The sequence below is a fragment of the Dyadobacter sp. UC 10 genome (genome assembly GCF_008369915.1).
Lineage (GTDB): Bacteria > Bacteroidota > Bacteroidia > Cytophagales > Spirosomataceae > Dyadobacter.
In genome coordinates this window covers 2,811,701-2,837,031 of record NZ_VSRN01000001.1, presented here as the reverse complement: position 1 = coordinate 2,837,031, position 25,331 = coordinate 2,811,701, and the positions used below count along the sequence as shown (strand labels likewise).

Sequence of the window (25,331 nt, the reverse complement as noted above, 5' to 3'; positions counted from 1 at the left end):
TAAAATGAAAAATCTTGCCCTAATTCTCTTGGTTTTATTACTGCTAGTATCCACAGCCTCGCAATGTACCGATTCGGATCTGTGCTGCGGACCACTGCCTTGCACTTCTGACAATACGCTTTCCGGCAAATGGAAGCTGGACTACTATCAGGATATAGCCACCGGCGCGACAGAATCGAATCCTCAGGAGAACACAAGAGGAGTGATTTACACATTTTCTGATGATACAAGTAAGGGTTCTATTGAGGGGCATACGCTGAGCAATAGTGTTGCTGGTTCTTATGAACTTGCGCCCGGGTGTAATATCCGGATTTTGGGTTTTGGAGGGTCAAAGGTCGGGGAGCCCTCGTGGAGTGGCAGGGCCTGGCTCACGTCAGCAGAATTTTATCATTATGAGCTCAGCCCAATGAGGCTCACCCTAACACCCGAAAACGGCAAAGCGCGGCTGGTATTCAAGAAAGTCCGATAGCAACTATTAAGCTTTTATCCCTTCCTTACGAACCTGCTTGCCGGCAAAAGACTCAATCTCCTCCAAAAACAGTGCACTACCCCGGCGATACCACGAGCGGAACCTCGCAGATTGATCGATGTGTTTCGGCAAATATTCCAGAAGCACCGAAAGATCAAAGGATTTCGAAGTGACACCCGCGCCGGAAATCACGCCGTCGATAGCATTACACTCCTGCTCAAAGTGGTTGGGTACCGGCACCATCATCACGGGCTTACCCAGGTACATTGCCTCACAGACCGATTCGAATCCTGCTGTTGTTACCAAGCCACGACATCCGGCCAGCATACTCAGATATTTCTCGCTATTGATCCGGTGGAAAGTCAGTGTTTCATCATAAGCAAACTCATCAGAAGCATCCGGGTTATCCCAGAAACAATGAAGCTTCACATCAGAATGCTTGCAATGCCATTCAATAATCTGTTTGCTCAGACTATGGTGGGTCATATATACCAGCAGGTAGTCGCCACTCGTCGGAATGAGTGAAGCCACTTCACGGCGCAAAAGCGGCGGAACGACAATAATATTTAGATCTTGCCGTGAAGGTATTTCCCTAAACGATAAAGCCAGTCGTTTTTTGGCTAGCCACGACGTCGATTTCGAATTAAGGTTAATCAGGAATTGATTGAATTTGCTGTTTTCAGGGAAAACAAATTTTGGGTGAAGCAAAAGGTACTGGTGAGCAATGCAAACCATCGGTATCTGAGATCGGCAGACCAGATTATACAAACCACCGTAGGTATCATAAAAACTGATGATCAGGTCGGGTTTTATTTGTTTAACCGCTTCATGGATCTTGCGGAGGCTCATGAGGTATTTGGGTAAATTGGAAAGGTGTGTATAGATCGTTCTTTGCAGGTTCATGCCACCGCCTTGCGCATTATAAATGATATTCGGGGCATCGAAATGTAACACATTCGTGCGGATGCCTTCATTAAAAAATGCCGGGATCTGCCGCCCGGGCGAAGTTCCAACCATTGCACCGACTATCTCGTGCCCTGCCTGGCGTAGAATCTGGCTCAAAGAGATCGCCTGGGTCAAATGCCCTCTTCCTTCCCCCTGAACCATGAAAAGGATTTTCATATTATAGATACCGTTGGTTTCTTCCCGTCAAAAATCCGGTAAAGGCGACCTGTTTTTCAACTACCGGAAATTGCTCTGCAACCTTCGCCGCTTTGAGAGGTTTTTGAACAATTGCCTGCTGATCATAGTACAGCAGACTCCAGTTACCATCGAAATCTTCGACCAGCGCGCTCAGCGTCTCTACCCAATCGCCGGAATTCATGTACATGATACCGTCTATTTCACGGATCGCCGGGTGGTGAATGTGTCCACAAATTACACCGTCACAACTCCTGGAACGTGCCAGCTCTGTGAGCTTTTCTTCAAAATCCGTCATATAATTCACCGCCAGCTTCACGGATTGCTTCACTTTTTGAGACAAGGAATAATATGACAGTCCACGCCATTCGCGGTACTTGTTATAAAACTTATTGACCCAGAGCAAAAATGTATAACCCATATCTCCCAGGTACGCCAGCCATTTCAAATGGGTTGTGATAGAGTCAAAAACGTCTCCGTGCGTGACATAAAATCGCTGGGTACCTGAGTTGAGAATATAATCTTTGCGGATCTGAAAGTGCTTTCCAAGCCTCAGTGGGATAATCTGATCAAGAAAATCATCGTGATTGCCACGAATGTAAATGACTTTCGTTTTGTGTTCTTCAATCATTTTGAGCACCCGTTTGAAAAACATTGTGTGCTTTTTTTTCCAGACGCCGTACTTTTTAAGCTGCCAGGCGTCAATAATGTCGCCATTCAGTATCAGCTTTTTACAAGTATAGCTTTTCAAAAAGCTGGTTACCTCTTCCGCCTTGGAACCGCCCGCGCCTAAATGCAGGTCAGAAATGATGATTGTCCGAAAGTGAGTTGTATCTCCCATGATACAAATTTTCTCATTTTATATTACCTGGATGTTACTATCAGGTTATCAGTAAGTTAAGATTTGATAAGAAATTATTTCTACGATTTACTCCAAACTTTTTCTTAACGTCCTCCTGGGTTATTTAAGAAAAAAGGTCAGATATTTATATTTCCAGAACTGCATATCCAGCTATGAAATCACTTTTTACGCTTCTGTTATTTTGCTCTTTTCAGTCGATAGGACAAAAGATTTACCTGCCCCACGAAGTAGAAAAAAGCGCCGAACCTGCCGGCGGATCATCCTACTTCAACCAGTTTATCAATGCCAATCTGCAAATCCCGTTCAAAAGCTCGGTGAAAGGTTTGAATAGCCGCGTTTTCGTAAAAGGTATAGTCGAGCCCGACGGCACGATGACGAATGTTGAGATAATTCGTGGAACTGATCCGCTTTGCAACCAGGAGGCACTTCGGGTAGTGAAGTTGTTTCGTGCATGGAAACCTGCGTTGGTAAAAGGCGAGGCTGTTCGCCAGTCTGTTTCCTATCCTATCGCATTCAAAGCAGCCGCCAGAAGCAGTTACGATAGTACCAGCAACTCCATTACCGAACATTTTGATAGTAAATACGCGCCGACAACTGATCTGAAAAAAGCAGAATACCGAAGCACGCTGCCTCTCGACGAAAAGGGATATGTCGCAAATGATGTCAGATACGAGCAAAAGCAGGGAAACAAATGGAAACCGATCGGTACAGCAGCATTTGCGAAAAATAATGTGTGGTTTAAATCGGATTATCTGGGTGAGGGGATTGATTCCATCCAAGCGTATTCCATATCTGCCCGCGACAAAAATATGGCCAGCCACGCTGCGGAAGCAGTTTTCCAGCCAAATGGCAGCCTGCTCGACTATATTGAATACAATGCGGACAACAAAGCCTCTCTGCACAAAAAATACGACCTCAAAGGAATGGTCCGCGAAATGACGCTCTTTTCCGACAGCCTGAAAACGGAAATTAAATGGTATGATAATGGCCAGATTAAAACGGTGAAAGAAACGCTGCTTGCGAAACAGACCGACAATGAGCAGGTTGCATACATAAATGCGTGGGAAAAAGATGGTACACAGACTGTCAAGGACGGCGACGGGTATTGGAAAACAACTGAAAAGACCTACGACGGAAGGTTACTGACGGAACAGGGCCGCGTTATATCCGGCGCAAAAAATGATAAATGGACGGGGAAGCTTGCAGACAGCACTTTATTTTATGAGGAAACATACGAGCTTGGGGTATTGCAAAAGGGAATATCCTATCAGGACGGACAGCAAATTGAATATACCAAGGCCCAGATCAGTCCGCAGTTCAAAGGCGGAATCAATGAATTTTACAGGTTTCTTGGCCGCAATATCGTATACCCGACCGACGCGGCCCGTCGCGGCGTTGCAGGACGGGTACAACTTTCTTTTGTAGTATGCGAGGACGGCAGTCTTTGCGAATATAAGGTTGAAAAAAGCGCCGGATTCGGGCTGGATGAGGAAGCACTTCGTGTCGTTAAAAAAATGAATGGAAGTTGGGAGCCCGGCATTTTGCGGGGCAAGCCGGTGCGCGTGCGCTATAATGTTCCGATTAACTTCCAGGTCCAGTAACATACAAAACCATTTATCCTATCCCAATGCCTTTCAGCGGCTTTGGGATTTTTTTATACCAAAACGTAGTGGAAAATTGGCGTGATTTGATGATATTGTGATATCATTTTAATATCAACCTCAATCCTTATGAATGAAAAACCACTAACCTCCAATTCAGGCGCGGGAATGCTCGGCCTGGGTATATTGCTGATGTTTATAGGCGTAGGCCTGGCGAGCTCGCTTGACAATCCAGCTTTGGGCATGATCTTCTTCATCCCCGGATTCTTTTTCTTGCTGGGTTTTACGGTCGTTAACCCAAATGAGGCCGTAGTCGCAACATTTTTTGGCGACTACCAGGGAACTGTCAAAGAAAATGGGCTCCGCTGGATCAATCCATTATTTAAAAAGAAAAAGATCAGTTTGCGCGCCAGAAACCTGAACGGTCAGAAATTGAAAGTAAACGACAAGCTCGGAAACCCCATTGAAATTGCGGCAGTTGTAGTTTGGCGGATCAGCGACACTGTGAAAGCCTGCTTTGAGGTGGACGATTACGTGAAATATGTAGAAATCCAGTCGGAAGCGGCTGTACGCCACCTTGCGGGGATTTATGCTTATGACAGTATGGAGGACGATGATATTGCAGTTCATGAAGTTACGCTGCGGGACGGAAGCGGTAAAATCAATGAAATGCTGGAAGGCGAGCTGACAGAACGGCTTAGTCGCGCCGGAGTGGAAGTACTCGAAGCACGGATCAGCCACCTGGCCTACGCACCTGAAATCGCAGGGGCAATGCTGCAAAGGCAACAGGCTTCTGCGGTGGTAGCAGCGCGCCGGCAGATCGTGAACGGGGCTGTCGGTATGGTGGATATGGCACTTGCAATGCTTTCGGAAAAACAAATTGTGGAACTGGATGAGGAGCGCAAAGCTGCCATGGTAAGCAATTTGTTGGTAGTATTATGTGGTGAAAAAGCAGCCACTCCAATTTTGAACGCCGGTACTTTGTATCCCTGATATGTCAGAAAAAAAGGCTTTTGTACTACGGATAAATCCTGAAATGCTCAAAGAACTCGAAGTTTGGGCGCAGCAGGATTTTCGTAGTTTGAACGGACAGATTGAATACCTGCTCAGCGAAGCATTGAAAAAACAGCGACGCGGGAAAAAGCATAGTGACAATGGTGCGGAAGGAAAAGAATAAAGAAAATGTTAACATTGCATTACAATAGTTGTCGTACCAATTTTAAAGTAAATATGAAGAACGCCATCCGGATTTTGGTTTTGACCATTATCTCGTTACCAGTCTTTGCACAAATTCCCGATACTTTTCAATGGCTTCCGGATGGAAGCGGCTACCGTGATGTAAGCGATGATGAAATCGTGGAAGTTGCATTGCCGTCCAATACTCCGAAGATCCTCGTATCACGTGCTCAGCTCACTCCCTCGGGAGGTAGTGCACTGACAATCAAGAGTTACACGGTTAGTAAAGCCGGAGACAAGTTTTTGATTTATACCAATGCAAAAAGAGTTTGGAGATACGAAACGCGGGGCGACTACTGGGTTTTTGATGCGACTTCGAAGACTTTGAAACAGCTTGGAAAAGGGCTACCGGCTTCCTCTCTGATGTTCGCCAAGTTTTCACCCGACGGAAAACATGTCGGATACGTGAGTGAGCATAATGTGTATGCCGAGGACCTGCAAAGCGGCGAGGTAAAACAGCTGACCAAAGATGGGACCGACCGCGTGATCAATGGTACTTTCGACTGGGTATATGAAGAAGAATTCGACTGCCGGGATGGATTTCGGTGGAGCGACGACAGCAAGTCGATCGCCTACTGGCAGCTCGATGCACGCAAGATCCGCAATTTTTTGATGATCAATACGACGGATTCCATTTACTCTTTTAACGTTCCGGTGGAATATCCAAAAGTTGGCGAAACGCCTTCTCCCTACAAGATTGGAGTGGTGGATATCGCGAGCGCACAGACCAAATGGATGAACATTCCCGGCGACCCGCAAAATACCTATGTGCCAAGAATGGAATGGTCGGGTATGCCGAATGAGCTTGTGATTCAGCAATTGAACCGCAAGCAGAACGAGAGTACTTTGATGTACATTAATACAACAGACGGCAGCGCCAAACCATTTTACACTGAAAAAGACGAAGCCTGGATCGACATTAAAAGCCGCTGGGAAAACGACCCGATGGGCTGGGATTGGATCAACGGCGGCAATGAATTCCTTTGGGTAAGTGAAAAAGACGGCTGGCGCCATACATATCGGGTAAGCCGCGACGGAAAAAAGGAAACGCTCATCACCGCCGGAGACTTCGATATGATCAGTCCGGTTCGCATTGACGAGAAAAGCAACGCCTATTATTTCATGGCTTCTCCCAACAATGCAACACAGAGCTATCTGTACAAAACCACTCTCGATGGAAAAGGTAAACCCGTGCGGGTAACGCCGGCTGATCAGGCGGGCTCGCACAACTATGAAATTTCGCCGGCCGCTAAATTCGCAATGCACCGTTTTTCTAATGCAAAAACTACTCCGCTGACAGAGTGGATTTCTCTTCCAAAGCACACTGCAATTGACCCAAATAATTCCATTGCGCAGTCGGCAAGTAAGGTCAATGCCGCGAAACTGGACATCGAATTTTTTAAGGTAACTACCGAAGAAGGCATTGAAATCGATGCGTGGCTTGTAAAACCGACCAATTTTGATGCCTCTAAAAAGTACCCCATCGTATTCACTGTGTATGGCGAGCCGGCGGGAAGTACTGTAAAGGATACCTATGGAACAGGGCGGAACCGCCTGTATAACGGAAATATGGCCGATGACGGCTATATCTACGCGTCTATGGACAACCGCGGAACACCGTCTCCCAAAGGCGCGAAATGGAGAAAGGCGATCTACAAAAATATTGGAAGGATAAATATCAGGGATATGGACGGAGCGGCGACTGCTATGTTCAAAAAGTATCCCTTTATCGATACTTCAAGAGTAGCGGTTCACGGATGGAGCGGCGGCGGTTCTTCGACTTTAAACCTGCTTTTCCAATATCCTGATCATTTCAAAACAGGTATTGCAGTGGCGGCGGTGGGTAACCAGCTTACTTACGACAATATTTACCAGGAGCGCTATATGGGTGTTCCTCAGGAAAACCGCGATGATTTTGTAAAAGGGTCACCTATTACGTACGCGAAAAACCTGCGTGGAAATTTACTTTATATTCACGGTACCGGTGATGACAACGTGCATTACCAGAATGCAGAAATGCTTGTTAACGAGTTAATTAAAGCCAATAAGGTATTCCAATTCATGCCTTATCCGAACCGGTCGCACAGTATCAGTGAGGGAGCCGGGACTTCGGCACATTTGAGGACTTTGTTCACTGATTATCTGAGAAAAAACTGTCCTCCGGGAGCGAAGTAAGTTAATATCAGCTATAAAAAGGGTTGACTTCGAAAACAAAGTCAACCCTTTTTTGTGGTTTCACAAAATCCTATTTGCCATAAAGCTTCTTCGCAGCCGGCTCATATTTATCTCCCGCCGACCATTGTGGGGCCACTTTCCGATCAGCGATCAGCCTGGCAGTATAGGTATATGCCTGGCTGAATTTCAAAAGATAATTAAAATTGATCGTTTCCGGATTATCCGAAACCTGGTGATAGTTTTTCATAATATCTCCATTAAACTCCCTGAAACCAGGCGTAAACGTCGGTGCAGGGATACCTTCCCTGGCAAAGCTCACATTATCTGATCTGTCAAATAGTCCCTGCTCAGGGGAAGGATCGGCGAAAACACCAAGTCCGAAAGCTTTGCTTGCGGTTTCAATTTCAGCGCGGGCACCCGTGCGGTCAAGGCCCATAACAGCTACGATGGTAGTATCGTTATAACCCGCCCCATCGGAATTAAGATTGAAAATGCATTTGTTTAAGGGTAACAAAGGGTTTGCTGCGTAATATTTGCTACCTAGCAAACCAACTTCTTCTCCCGTCAACGCTACTATCAATACCGAGCGTTTTGGAGGATTTTTGGACAATGCCTCTGCGGCAGTAAGCAGCGCGACGGTTCCGAATGCATTATCCCTTGCGCCGTTGAAAATGCTATCCTCAGCCGTGTAAGGCTGCCCTCCCTGCCTGCCCACGCCCACGTGATCGTAATGTGCGGTCAGCAGCACATATTCATCTTTCAGTTTCGGGTCGGAGCCCTGAATCAATCCGGCTACGTTGTAGCTGTTGATCAGCTGCATTTTTCTTCCGGTTGTTTTGAATTCCACTTCCTTCACTGCCCGCAATGCACGCGCATATTTCGCCTCTTTCCCATTCACCCAGGCGTGCGGAATACTTGGGGTAGCCGCAGCATCACCTTGTGAAAGTGCTAATTTCTCTCCTCCAAAGGCGCGCAAAACGATATTCCAGGGTACCGGCGCATTAAATAATTCAATAATACCAATTGCTCCTTTCGATGCGGCGAGCTTGCGCTTTTCGTTAGAGGTAGCGAAAATTTCAGTAGGCGTCTGCGCTTCCGGTGTGCCGCTTTCTACAAGGACGATCTTCCCTTTTACATCCAGGCCTTTGTAATCGTCCCAGCTTTTGGCAGCATCTTCCAATCCGAAGCTGGCATATATGATCGGCGCTTTCAGGTTTGTTTCGCCTCCGTTCATGAGCAGCCAGGCCTCGCCAGCTTTCATAATTTCAGCATCGGCAATAATTTCCCCCGCTGCCGAGGCGCCCATTTTTTCGAAAGGAACATTTTGAAAATAAGATACAGTATTAGAACCTGCATTGCTGGTAACCGGACTTAAACCCAGCTTCCGGAATTGCTCGGCAACATACCTCGCGGCCACAAAATTACCAGATTCCCCAGTCCGCCTCCCCATCAGTTCATCAGCCGCCAAAAAACGCATATGAGCCTCAGTTTCTGATTTTTTGATTTGAAATTCTGGCAATGCAGGGCTTTTCTTTTGGGCGAAAGAAGGTTGGAAACTCATAGCTCCAACAAAAAGTATCAATAGTATTGTTTTTTTCATTTTGACATTGATAAATCTCTTAAACATAAAAATGAAGCTACTATTAATATAGTAGCTTTCATATGGTTTATCAAAAATTGCTGACTCCCTTTCCTGACTATCTATTCAAAATCACCGCAGCTTCCTTCGCAAAATACGTCAGAATACATTTTGCCCCCGCCCGGCGAATGCTCATCAGGACTTCCATCATGGCGCGGTCGCCGTCCAGCCAGCCATTTTGTGCAGCTGCCTTGATCATCGCGTATTCGCCAGAGACATTGTAAGCAGCTATGGGAATATCAAAGTTTTCATCCAGCAAACGGATAATATCCAGATAGGACAGAGCAGGTTTAACCATCAGCATATCAGCACCTTCCTCAAAGTCCAACTGCGCTTCCAGTAATGCTTCCCGTTTATTTGCCGGGTTCATCTGGTAGGTTTTTTTATCCCCAAACTTAGGAGCCGATTCCAGCGCATCACGGAAAGGACCGTAAAATGCACTCGCATACTTGGCGGAATAAGACATGATACTCACGTCCGTAAAACCATGCGAGTCGAGGTGGCGGCGAATGTAACCAACTCTTCCGTCCATCATATCACTAGGCCCCAGGATATCAGCCCCGGCTTTTGCCTGCGCCAGCGACATATTCGCCAGAATTTCCAGCGTGGCATCGTTCAGGATCTTCCCATTTTCCACCAATCCATCGTGACCATCAGAACTGTACGGATCCATCGCTACGTCCGTCATGATTACCAATTCCGGAAAACGCTCTTTAATCGCGGTGATCGCTTTGAGATAAAAGGTATTTTCCTGATAACTTTCAGAAGCAGTTCTGTCTTTTTTACTTTCAGGATAGTTGGGAAAAAGATCGATCGCGCGGATGCCCAGATCGGTTACTTCTTTTAATTCTTCCAAAAGATTATCGAGCGAAAAACGGTGAATACCAGGCATTGATTTCACCTCAACCTTTTGATTACTCCCCTCCTGGACAAACATGGGATAAATAAAATCGGAAACCTGAAGATTCGTTTCCTGAACCAGTTCCCTGATTCCTGCGGACTTTCTATTGCGTCGTGGGCGACGGGATATATCGATCATGATGGGCTTTCGGCGTCAGCGCTCGGCTGCCGGCTTTTTATTAGCTATTTGAATATTTACGCAAATAAAAAACCAACCCGCTCGAAATTCAGTTTCCCAAATCCAAAAACTTCCTCCCAGTCTTCCTCCATCCTCCTTTCCTCCCCCTCTTCCCTATGCGGCCCGCGTCGGGCCGCCCTACGCGGGTCGCCCTTCACCCTACCATCAATTTAAATCCTTCCCCATGCAGGTTCATGATCTGAATAGTCGGGTCTTCGCGGAGGTATTTGCGGAGTTTGGTAATGTAAACGTCCATACTTCTTGCATTAAAGTACGAATCGTCGCCCCAGATGGTCTTCAAGGCAAAGCTGCGGCTGATTGGTTGGTTAAGGTTTTGGCAAAATAGTTTGAGTAACTCTGACTCCTTGCTTGTGAGCCGGGCAGAATTCCCGTTGGCTGTCAGCTGCTGGTGGCTGTAATCAAAAACGTATTGACCAATGTGAAATATTTTAGTGGCTTCCTGTGAGTCAGGCTGTTTTTTATACCGCCGCAGAATGGCTTCAATGCGGAGAAGCAGCTCTTCCCGGTCAAATGGTTTGGTTACGTAGTCATCCGCACCAACCCGAAAACCCTGCATAGTGTCTTCCTTCATCGATTTTGCTGTCAAAAAAATGATCGGAACATCCCGTCCGCTCATTCTCACTTCTTTGGCCAGCGAGAAACCATCCTTCTTCGGCATCATCACATCGAATATGCACAAGTCATATTCTTTGTCCACAAAAGTCTGCCAACCTTTCTGTCCATCAGTAGCAAGATCGGTAGGGAAGCCTTTATCGGTAAGATATTCCTGAAGCAGCAATCCCAGATTTGCATCGTCCTCAACAAGTAGCAGGTTGGGCATAGAAAGGATATTAAATTATGTTTGCAAGATAGTATTGATAAACCTTCTTAGCTCATAAAAAATGTTAAAACTTCTTGTATCGTTAGCCGTGATCTTTATCATTTTGGGCGTCGTATACTATGCCGGCCCAAAAGTCCCCGAGGCGCGCCTCACACCCGTTTTGCCGACGGTCACCAGTGATCTTGTCAAGCTTGAACAGGAAATAAAGCAAACTGAAAAGGCCACCGCGCTGCTCAAAAGCGACAATGAAGCACGCATTATCTGGGCCGACAGTACCAAAAAGGAAAAGACACCTTATAGTATCGTGTATATCCACGGTTTCGGGGCAAGCTGGGCGGAAGGCGACCCGATACACAAGGATCTTGCAAAAAAATACGGAGCAAATCTTTATCTCTCACGCATGCACGACGCAGGAATCAACGATCCCGATGCATTCGACGACCTCACTCCAAATAACTTTTTGGCCGGAGCAAAAAGGGCATTGGCGATAGGCAAGGTGCTGGGTGACAGTGTAATTGTGATAGGCACTTCGGCAGGCGGACTACTATCCGTTTACCTGGCTTCAACGCATCCCGAGATCAAAGGACTTATTCTTTACTCGCCCTGCATGGAGGTAGCGAATCCGAGCCTGAAACTGATCACCGGACCCTGGGGAAAGCAGATTTTACAGCAGGTGATGGGGGAACACAATACCTCGCAAGATTCCATTCCGGAGCACGCGCAGTTCTGGCTGCAGGGTTACCATTCCAATGGGCTCGTCACGTTGCAGCAAATGATGGACGTGATTTCGAGGCGCGAAGTGTATGAACGGATTAAAATGCCGGTATTTGTAGGATATTATTTTAAAAACGACAAAGAGCAGGATCAGGTAGTGTCGGTCGCGGCTATTCAAAAAATGTTTCCGCAGCTCGGTACGCCCGATCATTTGAAAGTTGAAAAAGCATTCCCGGAAAGCGGCGACCACGTAATCGCTTCCAGGCTGCGGTCGAAAGATGTAAAAGGCGTGTACAAAGCTACCGACCAGTTTTTCAGGGAGAAGCTGTACATGAAACCAGTAGCTCAGCGCAGTAGTGTTAGTTGGGCAGACTAAATTCTGGCAAACCCGTCAAAAATTATTTACTTTGTCGCCTCAAACGGACTTATCCTAATTAATCAATAGAAAAGGAAAACATGGCTTACGGTTTATTAAAAGGAAAAAGAGGAATTATTTCAGGGGCATTGGACGAAAATTCTATCGCCTGGAAAGTAGCCCTGAAAGCGAAAGAAGAAGGTGCCATATTCACATTGACAAATGCCCCGATCGCCATGCGTATGGGCGCGATCAATGATCTGGCCAAACAATGCGATGCAGAAATCATTCCCGCCGACGCCACTTCCGTTGAAGATATTGAAAACCTTTTTACTAAATCGACCGAAATTCTGGGCGGTAAGATCGATTTCGTTTTGCATTCGATCGGTATGTCGCTGAATGTTCGTAAGGGTAAAGAATATGGCGATTTGAACTACGAATGGTTTCAGAAGGGCCTGGATATTTCTGCGATATCACTGCACAAATTTTTGCAGGTCGGCGAAAAGCTCGATGCAATCAACGATTGGGGATCGGTTGTGGCATTATCCTACATTGCAGCCCAGCGCACGTACTCTTTCTATAATGATATGGCCGAGGCAAAAGCATTGCTTGAAAGCATTGCGCGCAGCTACGGTTACCGTTATGGAAAAGCAAAAAATGTGCGCGTGAACACCATTTCTCAGTCGCCTACCAAAACAAAAGCCGGTTCAGGAATCGCTGGTTTTGACGCATTTTACGAGTTTGCTGATAAAATGAGCCCGCTAGGAAACGCTTCCGCCGACGATTGTGCGAATTATGCCATTACCCTGTTCTCTGATCTGACCCGTTTTGTTACCATGCAAAACCTCTATCACGACGGCGGTTATTCGTCCACGGGTATCTCCGAAGAACTGGTTACAATGATCCAGGAACAACATAAATAGGAAGCTGACTTTAATCTTTCCGAAAAGAAAAACCCTTCAAGGCACACTGCACTGCCCCCCAAAAGTTAGACACTTCTTGGGGGTATTTTTATGGGTAAAAACAGAAAACACAGTGCAGAGTTGAGGTTAGCGGTTGTAAAATCTTATTTAGGCGGAGGTGGTATTAATGAATTGGCCAGACGCTTTGGGATTACTAGGTCCTGTATACAGAAATGGGTGGGACACTATAAACAAGGCGGCGGTTCAAGTCTTTTGCCGCAATACGGGCGCGATTACACAATAGAATTTAAGCAACAAGTTGTGTTCGCTTATCAGAAACAGGGTTTATCTTTGAATGAGTGCTGCTTCAAATTTAAAATACCCAGTAAAAGTACTTTACATGTTTGGGTCCGGCAGTATGAGCAGTTTGGTATAGATGGTTTTAGCACGGCCCGTGGCAGGCCCAGGTCTATGAAAAACAAACCCAAGATCATAAAAACATACGGTCCATTGACCCGGTTAGAGCAGCTCGAAAACGAAAACCTGCGCCTGAGGGCAGAAAATGACTTGCTAAAAAAGTTGGATGCCTTAATCCGCCAGAAGGAAGCTGCGCAAAAGAAAAAGCGTTGACAATCCATGGGTTAAGGCAGAAATATCCGCTTGAATTGCTTTTGGAGCTCTTTGAAATACCCAGGAGCAATTTCTACTACCATATTAAAAATAGCGCTCAGGCCAGCAAGTATAAGGAGGCGAAAAAGCAGATCAGGCAAGTTTACGATCGGCATAAGGGAAGGTTCGGCTACCGTCGCATCACAATGATGATCAGGAAGATGGGCAGCGAGCTCAACCATAAAACGGTCTTAAAGCTGATGAAGTCCATGGGCCTGAAATCGTTGATCCGTCTCAAAAGGTACCGCTCTTACAAAGGCCAGACAGGCAGGGTTGCGCCCAATATTCTCAACAGGGATTTTAAATCTGAAAAACCATCACAGAAATGGGCGACGGATGTCTCCGAGTTCAGGGTGAAAGACAAAAAACTTTTTCTGTCTCCTATTATTGACCTGTTTAATGGAGAAATCATCAGTTACAACCTGTCCGAATCAGCTAATTTTAAGCAAGTAACACAAATGCTCGAAACGGCATTTAAAAAGATCAATAAGCCAGAAAATCTGGTACTGCATTCCGACCAGGGCTGGCAATACCAAATGAGTAAATATCAAAAAATACTTGAATCGAAGGGTATTATCCAAAGCATGTCCAGAAAAGGCAACTGCCTGGACAATGCGATTATTGAAAACTTTTTTGGCACCATTAAATCAGAGTTGTTCTACCTGAACAAATACCAAAGCACCGACCAGCTGAAAGAAGACATCAAGGAATATATCGACTACTACAACAACGACAGGATCAGGCTTAATTTAAATGGAATGAGCCCGGCACAATACCGGGCTCATCACACTAATCGTTAAATTATAAAACGTCCAACTTTTGGGGTTCAGTCCACACGTTTTGAGGGGTTTTCTGTTTTTGTATAAAATATTTCCACCACTCTCCCGTTTGCCGTTGTGTGCTATTTATGAACAGATTAGTTTAGCCAAAATAAAACTGCCCCATGAAACCTCAGAAAAATCAGCTCTTCACATCCTTCTCATTTCTTACATTTATCCTCTTCCTGATTTCCTGTGGCGGGGAAAAAGAAACTGCCCAGGCAATACCCGATGCGCCAATTTATACTTTGGTCTTTCTGGACAAAACCCAGAGCGTACATGTTGACAAAAACTATGTAAACGACAAATACCGCCAGGCGCTGACTGATATTGTGGAAACCAATATGCGTAGTAAGGGTGATAAGCTGGAAGTTTATTTTATTCACGAAAACACCTCCAAAGCAAAGGCATTATCGCTGACCGTCAGAAGTGAGAAAGATAATATGGAAGGTGCTAATGCAACTGACCGCGAGGGAATTGAAACCGCATTTCAACTATCGCTTCAAAAAGAAAAGGGTATTTATCTTAGACAATTACTGGCTAAACTGAACCAACAGAATACCGGCGCTTCTAACTTATCGACGGATATCTGGGCGAGCCTTCCTGTAATCGCAAAAGCCGGAGAAAGCGGCTCGGAAGTGAAGGTGTACTATTTCAGTGATATGATAGAAAGTGTCAAAGGCGGCGACCGGAGGGATTTTCATATCAGGCCTCCAAAAAGTGATTCAGAAGCGGAGGCTGACGCAAAAGCGGATACCAAGAAGCTGGATCAATACGCGATAGGCTCACCGCAGGTAACGATCGTTTCACCGTTTGAACCCACCGCATCAACCAAAGAGAACAACCCGCACGTAACGCATTACTGGCAAACGCTGTTTCAGGAATTGGGCGGTGTAAGTGTAGAGGAACTTTGAGTTCTTAGGAAAATCTAAAACTGCTGGATTGCTTTTAGATTTTCCGCTTCATCAAATATTGCCCGAACTGGGATTTGAAAGCCCGGAATTGCGAAGCTGGTCACAGTCCCATCGCCGGATTTGAGTATCAGCTCGTATTCTTCTCCGTTTAAATGATACTGCTCCAAAGTCTCGTGTTCTGGATCAATAATCCAATACTCTTCGACTGAATGTGCTTGATAATCTTTAAACTTTACACCTTTATCGCGTCGCTCGGTCGATGGTGAAACAATCTCTACTACAAAATCTGGTGCCGGAAAAAGGGTCTGATCCTTTCCAAAATCGATAGATTTTTCTTTACAAAAAAAGCAAATGTCTGGCTCGTAATCATTACGAGTAAGCTTAATCATAATCTTTTCAACGCCAACAAACCCGAGCTGATTTTTGCCTACATAAATGCTTAGTAACCTGTAAAGTAGCCCAGTCGCTGCATTGTGGCTCATTTTCACCGGAGAATGCACAATGATCTCACCGTTGATAAATTCAATTTTATCTTCTTCGGTAATATCATTGTAAAACTTGGCTCGCCGCTCCCGCTCCTCATTTAACACATCGATCACAGCTTGTACCACGAAATACGCGTCCGGCTCATTGAGAATATCTGACACAATTCGCTTCCCCATTTCCGTTTTTAAAATTGGTCTTTCCAAAAGTTGTGTTTCCAAATTTAACAAAGTTTAAGGTGAAAAAATAGAGAATTGGCCCTGTTACCCAGCCCAATTCTCCCGATCCAAACTCCGGTATTGAATCGCTTCCGCGAGGTGTTCTACTCTAATATCGTCGCTGTCGGCGAGGTCCGCGATGGTGCGGGATACTTTCAAAATGCGGTCGTAAGCCCTGGCTGAAAGGCCCAGTCTTTCCATTGCTTTGCGTAGGAGCGCCTTTCCTGCTTCTTCGATCACGCAAATTTCCTTTACCATTTCCGGCGTCATCATTGCATTGGAATAAATCTCTTTTTTGTCTTTAAAACGCTCCGTCTGCCTCTGCCGCGCTCGAATTACCCGCTCGCGTATATCGGCGCTGCTTTCCGATTTTCGGGTAGAAGATATCTGGTCAAAAGAAACCGGAGTGACTTCTACATGCAGATCGATGCGGTCGAGCAGCGGGCCGCTGATCTTGTTGAGATACTTTTGTACCACACCCTGCCCGCATACGCATTGTTTTTCCGGGTGATTGTAGTACCCGCACGGACAAGGGTTCATACTGGCTATCAGCATAAAATTCGACGGATATTCAACGGCCATTTTTGCACGCGAGATAGTCACCTTCCGCTCTTCCAGCGGCTGCCGCATTACTTCCAGAACGGTTCTTTTAAACTCAGGCAGCTCGTCCAGAAACAATACACCGTTATGTGCGAGTGAAATCTCTCCCGGCTGGGGATAACTTCCTCCGCCTACCAAAGCTACGTCGCTGATAGAGTGGTGCGGCGCACGAAACGGTCTGCGTGAAACGAGCGTTGCGCGCTTGCCGAGCTTGCCGGCTACTGAATGTATCTTGGTAGTTTCTAATGCCTCCGGTAAACTTAATGGAGGAAGTATACTCGGAATCCGCTTGGCCAGCATTGTTTTACCTGCTCCGGGTGGTCCGATCATTATCGCATTGTGGCCGCCAGCAGCCGTAATTTCCAGTGCCCGCTTGATATTTTCCTGACCCTGAACATGTTCGAAGTCAGCATCATACTCGTTTTGGGTAGCGAAAAATAAGTCCCGGGTATCGATCCTGACAGGCGATATATCGAGCTTGCCTTCGAAAAAAGCGATTGCATCCGGCAGTGTTTCCACGGGGATAACATCAATGTTATTGACGATCGCGGCTTCATGTGCATTCTCGGCAGGCAATATCAGTCCTTTAAAACCCTGCTTCCGCGCTTCGATCGCAATCGGTAGTACGCCTTTGATCGGGCGCAACATGCCGTCGAGTGAAAGCTCTCCAAGGATAATGTAATCTTCGAGGCTGCGCTCGCAGGTGAGTTGCTCGGAGGTATAGAGCGTGCAGAGTGCAATTGGCAGGTCGTACGCAGAACCTTCTTTGCGGATATCGGCCGGGGCAAGGTTAACGACAAGCTTTTGACGCGGCATTTTGTAACCAAAATATTTAAGGGAAGCCTCCACGCGCTGCTGACTTTCCTTCACCGCACTATCGGCCAGACCAACCATAAAAAACCCGAGCCCCTGACCAACATTCACTTCGATCGTGATAATGGTAGCGTCCACGCCATACACGGCGCTTCCATAAGTTTTAGCTAACATGTGTGTGTAGTTAGAGTAAATGAAAAAATGGATTCCGGCAAAAATAGCAGGAAATTGATGAAACACTTTCAATGGGAAAGCTGCCTGTGCGGGTACCAGGCAGGATTGAAAGCAACAAATAGGATTATAGTCTGGTATGAATTTCCGTATGAAGGATCTGAGTTATCCAGCGGCTCTCTATTCTACCACTGCGGAGACGCAAATATAGGTGGGGATAATGCCCGTGGCCCGGATACGTACCTCGGCATCTTCCGCCTGCGTGTTCCCGGTAAGCACAAGTGCAGTATCCAGCCCGAATTTATTTCCGCCAAGAATGTCGGTATGCAAAGTATCCCCTACCATTAAAATATCCCTTTTGCTAACATTAGGATAGTTTTTAATGTGCTGATAAGCGAAAATGAACATTTGCGGATCTGGTTTTCCAAAGCGGATAAACTGCCTGCCGATCGTGTCCTCGATCATTTTGGCCAAAGCTCCAACCGCAATAGAAAGCCGACTTTTGGATGCCGGATAAGTTTTGTCAGTATTCGCAACGATGACCGGAATATTGCGTTTTCGCAACAGGTTAAGTGTTTTTGTCAGATCTGTATTCCAGTCAAAACCCTCGTCATCCATAAATACCAGTGCATTGATCTGCGCGGCATCGTCCAGATTTACTTCACGGATAGAAACGGTTTTCAGGCCAAGGGTTTCAATATAATGCGCCGAATTATCGGTACCGACGTAGGCTACCAATCCCTCCCGAAATTTGTAATCCAGGTACTCGCGTGCGAGCATACCTGAGGAGATGATCCGGTTTGCGGTAACATCATTAATACCCATTTTCACATAAGAATCGGCCAGCTGCTCGGGGCTCCGGGAGGCATCGTTGGTGACCACGTAAAAATCTTTTCCATGTTCGTTCAGGTAAGCGAAAGTTTTTTCAATGCCGGGAATCAACCCATTATATGTTTTTAAAACACCGAAAGCATCAAAGAAAATGACGTCGTATTTTGAGATTACAGATTTGAAATTATCGAGGATCATAGTAAAGAAGTGAAATAATAATGGGGTCAGAAAAAAACGCTATATATTCAGTACCCTAAGGATTTTATCAGCATCAAAACCCTCTATTGAGGGGAAATACAGTTCATAAGCCTCCTTTTGCAGTTTCGTACAATAGGATCTGTGGAAAAAATACTTACCATATTTGATCACATAATTCAAAATAAAAAACCGGTAAGCTTCTTTCATGAACAATATTTCGCGCTCGGTGAGCGGATATATTTTATGGTATTCTTTCAGAAAGATCATAAAACGGTCTTCCGTGAGCGGGCCGATCAGATAACTGAATACGGTGCGGTCGCCTACATTGGAACAAACCCGGCTGAAAAAATAGAAGTCCATCACGCGCGACGAAACCCTGAACCAGTCGTAGTCCCATCTTGAATAAAATTTCAGATCGTCTGTAACAGAGAAATTACCAATATTCCAGTCCACAAAAACGGGCATCAGATCAAATCCGCTTACATTCAGCCGCTGGATATTCTTCATGAAAATATCACACTGCTTTTTCAGGATATTGATAAACCCCCGGTGCTCGTATTTGCCGGTATCAGTTTCCAGAATGTCCAGCAAATGCTGAATATCTGTTCTCAAATTTTTCGAAGACTTGGGAATAGAGCGGCTCGCCCTGAAACATGCCTGGTGAAATTTAGCGGTTTCTGTCCCCAGTTTTCCTATTTGCTCTTCATTTAATCTGCGCGGAAGCCTGTTTGCAGCACGGATCGGATTGTAAAATACGACCCAGGTATCCACAAAATCTTCCTGGTAACGATATGTATAAACCTGGTTATTTTTGACAAGTGACTTCGCCAATACATTTTCAAACGGATAAAGCAGATTGTTGGACAAAGCCTGAATAATCCGGTGGTCCTCCTTAAAATGCTCATATTTTCCGAAATAAGACAGCTTCGCAATTACTTTGTCGTCATTGTCAAGCGTCACCCTGAAAACATGGTTTGTAGACACCATTGCGCTGATATCTTCGACAAACTTCACTCCTATCGAATTGTCAAATCCGGCCCACGCCTGTCTGATAATCCCCGGATAATCTTTTAAACGCATTGCTTTATTCTCCCTACGCCTTAGCGTGTTGATGCTTTTTTTAGTTATTTCAAAATCAGTTTCAAAGGTAGCAACTTCAATGCGCGGATTGCGGCTGCGAGACAGGATAAATAAAAAAATAATCCCATAATTTTACAGAAACTTACCTTTTCAATTTTGTTTTATTACTTCTCCCGTTTTCTGGTCCGTCTGGCACTGCCTATTTATCTCAAAAAGCTCTGTGTCTCGCATTTCGACCGGCTTCCAAAAGGAAAACCGTTACTGCTGGCTTCCAATCACCCCGATTCGTTTTTCGACGCGGTCGTGATCGGTTCCGTGCTGAGCCAGCCTATCCATACTCTGACGCGCGGAGATGTTTTCAAAAAACCTGCTGCCGCTTTCTGGTTACGACAAATTAACCTGATTCCTGTTTTTCGCGGCTCGGAAGGTCGACAATACCTTAAAAATCATGATGTTACCGCACAGGAAAGTCACGACGCTTTGAAAAAAGACGATGCGGTGGTGGTGTTTTCAGAGGGTATTTGTGTAAATGAATGGCGACTGCGCCCGCTCGGAAAAGGTACCGCCAGAATGGCTTACAAGATCTGGTTTGGCGAGGATGCATTGCCGGAGATGAAAGTAATCCCGACGGGTTTAAACTATGAAAATTTCAGAGGGCCGGGAAAGCGCGTTGCATTGAAATTCGGTGTCCCGATTAGTCAGGAAGAGATCACAACCAGCTCCTCCGACTATGAAAAATGGTTGCGTGAATTCAATGAAATTTTAGAAATTAGAATGAATGAAATAATCCTGACCGTTCCCGAGGATTTGCCGGTTCAGGAGCGCAACAACATTTTAAAGACCTATTTCAGTGAATGCAAATCGCCCGCACGGGACAATGCACTACTAAAAGGACTAGGCTGGATTGGCCGGATTTTACACGCGCCGCTTTACACTTTCTTTACCAAAAAAACAGCCCAGCTAACCGGCAGATCAGTATTTTACGATTCCGTTTTGTTTGGAATGCTGATGTACATTTATCCGGTGATCGTCGGAATACTCGCAGTTATATTAGGCGCATTTGCCGGCTGGCAGGCGGGACTTGCATCGTTTGTTGCTTTACCTCTGCTGGCCTGGGTAGGAAGTAAATACAAGTAGAATCAGTCTTTCACCCGCCCGAATCCCATTGTTTTGAGCATCCAGTCCGGCAAAGGTTTCTGGCTTTTTCTTTTTTGTAAATCCATAAACCAGCCGATTTTTTTGAGGATCGGTACTTTATGTGTTTCCACCAACTCGATCAAGGTGCCGTCTGGATCTTCCAGATAAGCAAATCGCCCGGCGGCGGCTTCCATACCGAAAGATTGCTCACTATCAATGGTAAAAGGATAACCCTGCGCCTGCAATTTCGTTTTCAATGCATTCATATCCAGGGTATCAAAACACAAATGGATATATCCGCAGTCGCCCCAGAAACGATTTTCAAATATTTTCTTCGGAGTGCGGTCCAGAGCCTGGATAAGCTCGATCTGCACATTACCTAAAAGCTTACTGAATGCGCCTTCGGGTGTGAAGTTTTTGCGCAGCAACATTCTTCTGAATCGCTGCCCCGGGAAAGCGGAAGGAATATCGGCAAACACGCCGGTTTCGTCATAAACAACTTCCAACGGCTGCAAAAGGCTTTCGTAAAAGGCAACAGACTGATCAATATCACTCACGCCGACCACCACGCCGGCCACACCTCCAACTGGTTTTCCGGTTTTCTGGAACCAAGTTTTGTCGGTTGTGATCTGGAAAATATTTCCATAAGGATCTGTCCCCCAGAAACCTTCTCCCTCGGGTAACGCCACCACCGGCCCCACTGCCTGCCCAGAGTTGCTTTTGATCCAGGCATGAGCCTTCTGCACATCAGGTGTTTTGAAACGGATCGCATTGATTCCCAGGTCGCCCGGCTCCACTTTGAAATTGGCAGGCTGAGATTTGCGGCTGGTAAAAGACCAGATTTCAAGTCCACCACCACCGGCCATATTGATCGCCAATACTGCATGCCGTTTTTGAACTTCGCCTCCGGTATAGGGCGTCATCAGCGGAGCTTCGGCTTTTTCATCAAAAACCGGTACATCAAAACCCAGCACCTGACGATACCATTTCCAGGCATCCGGTACATTTTGAACACCTACTCCTACTTGTTGAATTCCTGAGATCAGCGCAGCACTCATTCGTTGAGAAAATTAAATCGGTCGCAAAATTATTGAACGGCAATTTTACGAAATAAAACGCAAACCAGCCTTTGTGTGGCACGGTTGACTAAAATTTGTGTACTGTGGAAAAATTTTCTTGGAAGACAAAACCATATTGATTATCTGATAAACATTATAATTCCTATATTTAAATGAGATTTCCAGAATATTATTTCTAAAAAGTGGAAGTCAACGCATCCATTTGGGTGCGCTCACCGTATGTGTGGTGAGCTTGTCTCAATTCAATCTAGAATGAATCAGTCTGTTATCATTGCGCCGATAAGCGAAAGCTTGCCGGATTTTTTAGGCTCTGCCAATTACTCTAAAGTTGTTGTAATAGCTGATAATAATACAAAAAAACATTGTTATCCGAGTCTGAAAGCCCTTTTACCAAAACATACTATAATAACCGTTCAGAGCGGCGAAGCTAATAAAACACTGGCGACGTGCGAGAAAATCTGGCAGGGAATGACAAATGAAGAGCTTGACAGACACGCGCTGGTGATCAATATTGGCGGCGGCGTTATCGGGGATATGGGCGGATTTTGCGCCGCAGTTTACAAGCGTGGAATAGATTTTATACAGGTGCCAACAACGCTGCTTTCACAGGTAGACGCAAGTGTAGGAGGTAAGCTAGGTATTGATTTTCAAGGATTTAAAAATCATCTGGGTGTCTTTAATATTCCCAAAAGTGTATTGATAGATCCGGTTTTTCTGAAAACTTTGCCTGAAAGGGAGATTCGTTCCGGGTTCGCAGAGGTCATCAAACACTGTCTGATCGCAGACGCAGGGAAATGGGACGAGATCAGGCAAAAAGACTTTGAAAGACAAAACTGGCAGGACCTCATTGCACATTCTGTTAAAATCAAACAGCAGGTCGTAGAGGAAGATCCGACAGAGAAGGGATTACGGAAGATTTTAAATTTTGGACACACACTGGGGCACGCTGTTGAAACCTGCTTTTTGAACAAAGCGACCAATAAGCGATTATACCATGGGGAAGCGATTGCAATCGGAATGATCATGGAAAGCTACCTGTCTTTCGAGCGGAAAATGATCACCCAGGATACGCTGACAGATATTGAGGAATTTATTTTCGCTACCTACGGTAAGGTAAAAATCAGTCCGCAGGATATTGAAGAAATTATCGGTTTGACAAAACAGGACAAGAAAAACAAAGGAAAGGAAGTGCGGTTTTCATTGCTGAAAGGAGCAGGGCAGTGTGCGTTTGATATAGTGGTTTCTGCTTCTGAAATGCGTAAATCAATAGCTTATTATTTGGGATAGTATCTACCAGCTTCGGGTATAAGTTATTGGTTAGAGTGGTGTGTAACAATTTATTTACAGACATATTTTTTCACAACCTGACAAATTAAATACTTATGCTGAGGTCTATCTTTACTTACGCTGCATTACTCCTAGTAATAATAATTGCCGGATGTTCCAGTGGCCGCAAAGTCTTCGTTGAGCACGATTACAGCTACGAAACGAATTTTAAAGACTACTCTTCTTACACTTTTCTGGAGTGTGAGCGCGACACGAATAACTTATGTACGGAGATTTACGAAGCGATCCGTCGCCAGATGCAGGTAAGAGGCTACAAGCTTACCGCCGAAAAACCCACTTTACTTGTTAATTACGGTATTTTCTACGACAACCTTCGCTACCAGGGATATATGCAGCCGGTGATTAAAAACTGGGTGGATACTGAAAACGACGGTTTTCGCTACGAGCCGATCAAATACGCCCTTGACAAAGGAACACTGATCGTCTCACTGATCGACGCGGAAAGTGATCAGGTAGTATGGAGAGGTTACGCTTCCGGTATTTTTAAAGGCGTAGAAGGATCGAACAACCATTACAGAAGCGTAGTAAGGCGCATTTTCGACCAATATCCCCTATTCGCAAAAGGCTACGACCCAAGAAGATACAGCGAAGCCGTAGGCCGATAATTAAATTATTCAATTACCGTCGGCTTAAGCCGACGGCTAGTGACTAAAGGTGCGCCAGCTTAAGCCGACGGCTAGTGAAAAGGCGGTTTACCGCAGCTTCAACGTTGCCAGCGTCAGAATAGCCAGGATAATTCCTACGATCCAGAACCTGGTAACGATTTTCGACTCGTGGATTCCTTTTTTCTGATAATGATGGTGAAGCGGCGACATCAGAAATATTCGTCGCCCTTCTCCGTATTTCCTTCTCGTGTATTTAAAATAGCTGACTTGCATAATCACCGAAAGGTTTTCGGCAATAAAAATCCCGCACATAATAGGTATCAGCCATTCTTTACGGATTGCAAGTGCCACAACTGCTATCACACCTCCCAGCATTAAACTTCCCGTATCACCCATAAAAACCTGGGCAGGATATGCATTGTACCAGAGAAACCCGACGCACGCCCCTATAAATGCGGCACAGAAAATCACGAGCTCACCCGAGTTAGGGATGTACATGATATTCAGGTATTGCGAAAATTTTGTATTTCCCGAGAGATAAGCCAAGACCCCGAGCGTCAATGCGATAATGCCTGAAACGCCAGCGGCCAGCCCGTCAATTCCGTCGGTAATATTGGCTCCGTTGGAAACGGCTGTAATGATAAAAATAGCGATGATCGTGTAGATAACCCAGGTATATTCCTCTGGTAACCAGCCAAAAAGCAGTGTTTTGTAATCAAATTCATTGTTTTTAAAGAAAGGAATTGTCGTGATGGTTGGATGTACGATATCGCGATAACGCTGAACTTCACCCAGATTAGAGCTTAGCAAAGGCTGATCATACACCCTGATCCTGACACTATCATTAAAAGACAATGTCACACCAACGATCACACCAAGTCCAACCTGTCCGACGATCTTGAACCGCCCGTGCAATCCATCTTTATTGTTCCTGAATTTTTTTAAATAATCATCAACAAAACCGATCAAGCCCGTCCAGAGCGCAGTTATGATGAGCAAAACGATATAGACATTACTTAGTTTGGCAAAAAGCAAAACCGGAATAAGCAGCGAAGCAAGTATAATGAATCCGCCCATTGTAGGCGTACCTGCCTTCTCCATCTGACCCGCCAACCCAAGATCACGGATAGACTCACCCATTTGCTTCTTTCTCAGGAAGTTAATTATCGACTTGCCGTACGTTGCCGCAATGAAAAGCGACAGGACCGTAGCTCCCAACGCCCTGAACGAAATGTATTGGAATACACCGGCGCCCGGTATATTGAAGTTTTTGTCTAGATAATCAAAAAGGTAATAGAGCATGAAGAAACTTATTGGGGTGACGGCTGCAAAATTGGTTCTTTTCGGAGACTACGC

The 25,331-nt window shown here is 45.5% G+C and carries 24 protein-coding genes; 13 read left to right on the top strand and 11 right to left on the bottom strand.

The genetic code is table 11. The features are described 5' to 3' along the window. Positions 1-4 precede the first annotated feature (4 nt). Positions 5-469, top strand: a complete 465-nt coding sequence (locus FXO21_RS11760) for an META domain-containing protein (RefSeq protein WP_149640248.1) — start codon at positions 5-7, stop codon at positions 467-469. 6 nt (positions 470-475) lie between these two features. On the opposite strand, the gene FXO21_RS11755 is transcribed toward FXO21_RS11760, so the two are convergent. Both FXO21_RS11755 and FXO21_RS11750 read right to left on the bottom strand, forming a co-directional pair. Further along, positions 476-1,591 carry a glycosyltransferase family protein gene (locus FXO21_RS11755; RefSeq protein ID WP_149640247.1) on the bottom strand — a complete coding sequence of 372 codons (1,116 nt, stop codon included), beginning with the start codon at positions 1,589-1,591 and terminating at the stop codon, positions 476-478. A gap of 1 nt (position 1,592) precedes the next feature. After that, entirely contained in the window at positions 1,593-2,450 is an 858-nt protein-coding gene (locus tag FXO21_RS11750; RefSeq protein WP_149640246.1) for a UDP-2,3-diacylglucosamine diphosphatase, read from the bottom strand. Between the two features lie 173 nt (positions 2,451-2,623). On the opposite strand from FXO21_RS11750, the gene FXO21_RS11745 reads away from it, so the two are divergent. From FXO21_RS11745 to FXO21_RS11730, 4 genes are all read left to right on the top strand, one after another. After that, positions 2,624-4,072 carry an energy transducer TonB gene (locus FXO21_RS11745; protein WP_149640245.1) on the top strand — a complete coding sequence of 483 codons (1,449 nt, stop codon included), beginning with the start codon at positions 2,624-2,626 and terminating at the stop codon, positions 4,070-4,072. Positions 4,073-4,201: 129 nt separating this feature from the next. Beyond that, positions 4,202-5,065 (top strand): SPFH domain-containing protein, encoded by an 864-nt coding sequence (locus tag FXO21_RS11740; protein ID WP_149640244.1) that lies wholly within the window; start codon positions 4,202-4,204, stop codon positions 5,063-5,065. A gap of 1 nt (position 5,066) precedes the next feature. Continuing rightward, on the top strand, positions 5,067-5,249 hold the full coding sequence (locus FXO21_RS11735; RefSeq protein WP_149640243.1) for an Arc family DNA-binding protein: 183 nt from the start codon (positions 5,067-5,069) through the stop codon (positions 5,247-5,249). Positions 5,250-5,302: 53 nt separating this feature from the next. After that, a complete protein-coding gene (locus tag FXO21_RS11730; RefSeq protein WP_149640242.1) occupies positions 5,303-7,483 on the top strand; it encodes a S9 family peptidase in 2,181 nt (726 codons plus the stop codon). Between the two features lie 70 nt (positions 7,484-7,553). Here FXO21_RS11730 and FXO21_RS11725 read toward each other — a convergent pair whose 3' ends face one another. The 3 genes from FXO21_RS11725 to FXO21_RS11715 form a co-directional block, all read right to left on the bottom strand. Next, positions 7,554-9,083: a M28 family peptidase gene (locus tag FXO21_RS11725; protein WP_149640241.1), complete on the bottom strand. Its 1,530-nt coding sequence runs from the start codon at positions 9,081-9,083 to the stop codon at positions 7,554-7,556. 97 nt (positions 9,084-9,180) lie between these two features. Next, a complete protein-coding gene (hemB, locus tag FXO21_RS11720) occupies positions 9,181-10,161 on the bottom strand; it encodes a porphobilinogen synthase (RefSeq protein WP_192579208.1) in 981 nt (326 codons plus the stop codon). A 193-nt stretch (positions 10,162-10,354) separates the two neighbouring features. Next, positions 10,355-11,041 carry a response regulator transcription factor gene (locus FXO21_RS11715; RefSeq protein ID WP_149640240.1) on the bottom strand — a complete coding sequence of 229 codons (687 nt, stop codon included), beginning with the start codon at positions 11,039-11,041 and terminating at the stop codon, positions 10,355-10,357. A gap of 61 nt (positions 11,042-11,102) precedes the next feature. On the opposite strand from FXO21_RS11715, the gene FXO21_RS11710 reads away from it, so the two are divergent. From FXO21_RS11710 to FXO21_RS11690, 5 genes are all read left to right on the top strand, one after another. Continuing rightward, a complete protein-coding gene (locus FXO21_RS11710) occupies positions 11,103-12,131 on the top strand; it encodes an alpha/beta hydrolase (protein WP_149640239.1) in 1,029 nt (342 codons plus the stop codon). An 80-nt stretch (positions 12,132-12,211) separates the two neighbouring features. Further along, on the top strand, positions 12,212-13,033 hold the full coding sequence (locus FXO21_RS11705; RefSeq protein ID WP_149640238.1) for an enoyl-ACP reductase FabI: 822 nt from the start codon (positions 12,212-12,214) through the stop codon (positions 13,031-13,033). 90 nt (positions 13,034-13,123) lie between these two features. After that, complete coding sequence (locus tag FXO21_RS11700; protein ID WP_149638667.1) at positions 13,124-13,642, top strand: helix-turn-helix domain-containing protein; 519 nt, start codon at positions 13,124-13,126, stop codon at positions 13,640-13,642. A 41-nt stretch (positions 13,643-13,683) separates the two neighbouring features. Next, a complete protein-coding gene (locus FXO21_RS11695) occupies positions 13,684-14,481 on the top strand; it encodes an IS3 family transposase (RefSeq protein WP_229245209.1) in 798 nt (265 codons plus the stop codon). Between the two features lie 143 nt (positions 14,482-14,624). Continuing rightward, on the top strand, positions 14,625-15,413 hold the full coding sequence (locus tag FXO21_RS11690) for a hypothetical protein (RefSeq protein WP_149640237.1): 789 nt from the start codon (positions 14,625-14,627) through the stop codon (positions 15,411-15,413). Between the two features lie 14 nt (positions 15,414-15,427). Here the strand turns inward: FXO21_RS11690 and FXO21_RS11685 are convergent, their stop codons facing one another. From FXO21_RS11685 to FXO21_RS11670, 4 genes are all read right to left on the bottom strand, one after another. After that, a complete protein-coding gene (locus FXO21_RS11685) occupies positions 15,428-16,126 on the bottom strand; it encodes a Uma2 family endonuclease (protein WP_225865656.1) in 699 nt (232 codons plus the stop codon). Between the two features lie 33 nt (positions 16,127-16,159). Further along, positions 16,160-17,701 (bottom strand): YifB family Mg chelatase-like AAA ATPase, encoded by a 1,542-nt coding sequence (locus FXO21_RS11680; RefSeq protein ID WP_149640236.1) that lies wholly within the window; start codon positions 17,699-17,701, stop codon positions 16,160-16,162. Positions 17,702-17,878: 177 nt separating this feature from the next. Beyond that, a complete protein-coding gene (locus FXO21_RS11675; protein ID WP_149640235.1) occupies positions 17,879-18,727 on the bottom strand; it encodes a TIGR01459 family HAD-type hydrolase in 849 nt (282 codons plus the stop codon). A gap of 39 nt (positions 18,728-18,766) precedes the next feature. After that, complete coding sequence (locus tag FXO21_RS11670; protein ID WP_149640234.1) at positions 18,767-19,807, bottom strand: hypothetical protein; 1,041 nt, start codon at positions 19,805-19,807, stop codon at positions 18,767-18,769. A gap of 156 nt (positions 19,808-19,963) precedes the next feature. Between FXO21_RS11670 and FXO21_RS11665 the strand changes: the two genes are divergently transcribed. Continuing rightward, positions 19,964-20,944, top strand: coding sequence for a 1-acyl-sn-glycerol-3-phosphate acyltransferase (locus tag FXO21_RS11665; RefSeq protein WP_149640233.1), 981 nt, complete (start codon positions 19,964-19,966; stop codon positions 20,942-20,944). 2 nt (positions 20,945-20,946) lie between these two features. Here FXO21_RS11665 and FXO21_RS11660 read toward each other — a convergent pair whose 3' ends face one another. Continuing rightward, positions 20,947-22,002 (bottom strand): VOC family protein, encoded by a 1,056-nt coding sequence (locus tag FXO21_RS11660; RefSeq protein ID WP_149640232.1) that lies wholly within the window; start codon positions 22,000-22,002, stop codon positions 20,947-20,949. Positions 22,003-22,275: 273 nt separating this feature from the next. On the opposite strand from FXO21_RS11660, the gene aroB reads away from it, so the two are divergent. Next, positions 22,276-23,310, top strand: coding sequence for a 3-dehydroquinate synthase (aroB, locus tag FXO21_RS11655; protein WP_149640231.1), 1,035 nt, complete (start codon positions 22,276-22,278; stop codon positions 23,308-23,310). Positions 23,311-23,399: 89 nt separating this feature from the next. Continuing rightward, positions 23,400-23,975, top strand: a complete 576-nt coding sequence (locus tag FXO21_RS11650) for a DUF4136 domain-containing protein (RefSeq protein WP_149640230.1) — start codon at positions 23,400-23,402, stop codon at positions 23,973-23,975. Between the two features lie 87 nt (positions 23,976-24,062). Here FXO21_RS11650 and mraY read toward each other — a convergent pair whose 3' ends face one another. Continuing rightward, entirely contained in the window at positions 24,063-25,277 is a 1,215-nt protein-coding gene (mraY, locus tag FXO21_RS11645) for a phospho-N-acetylmuramoyl-pentapeptide-transferase (RefSeq protein WP_149640229.1), read from the bottom strand. Between the last annotated feature and the right edge of the window lie 54 nt (positions 25,278-25,331).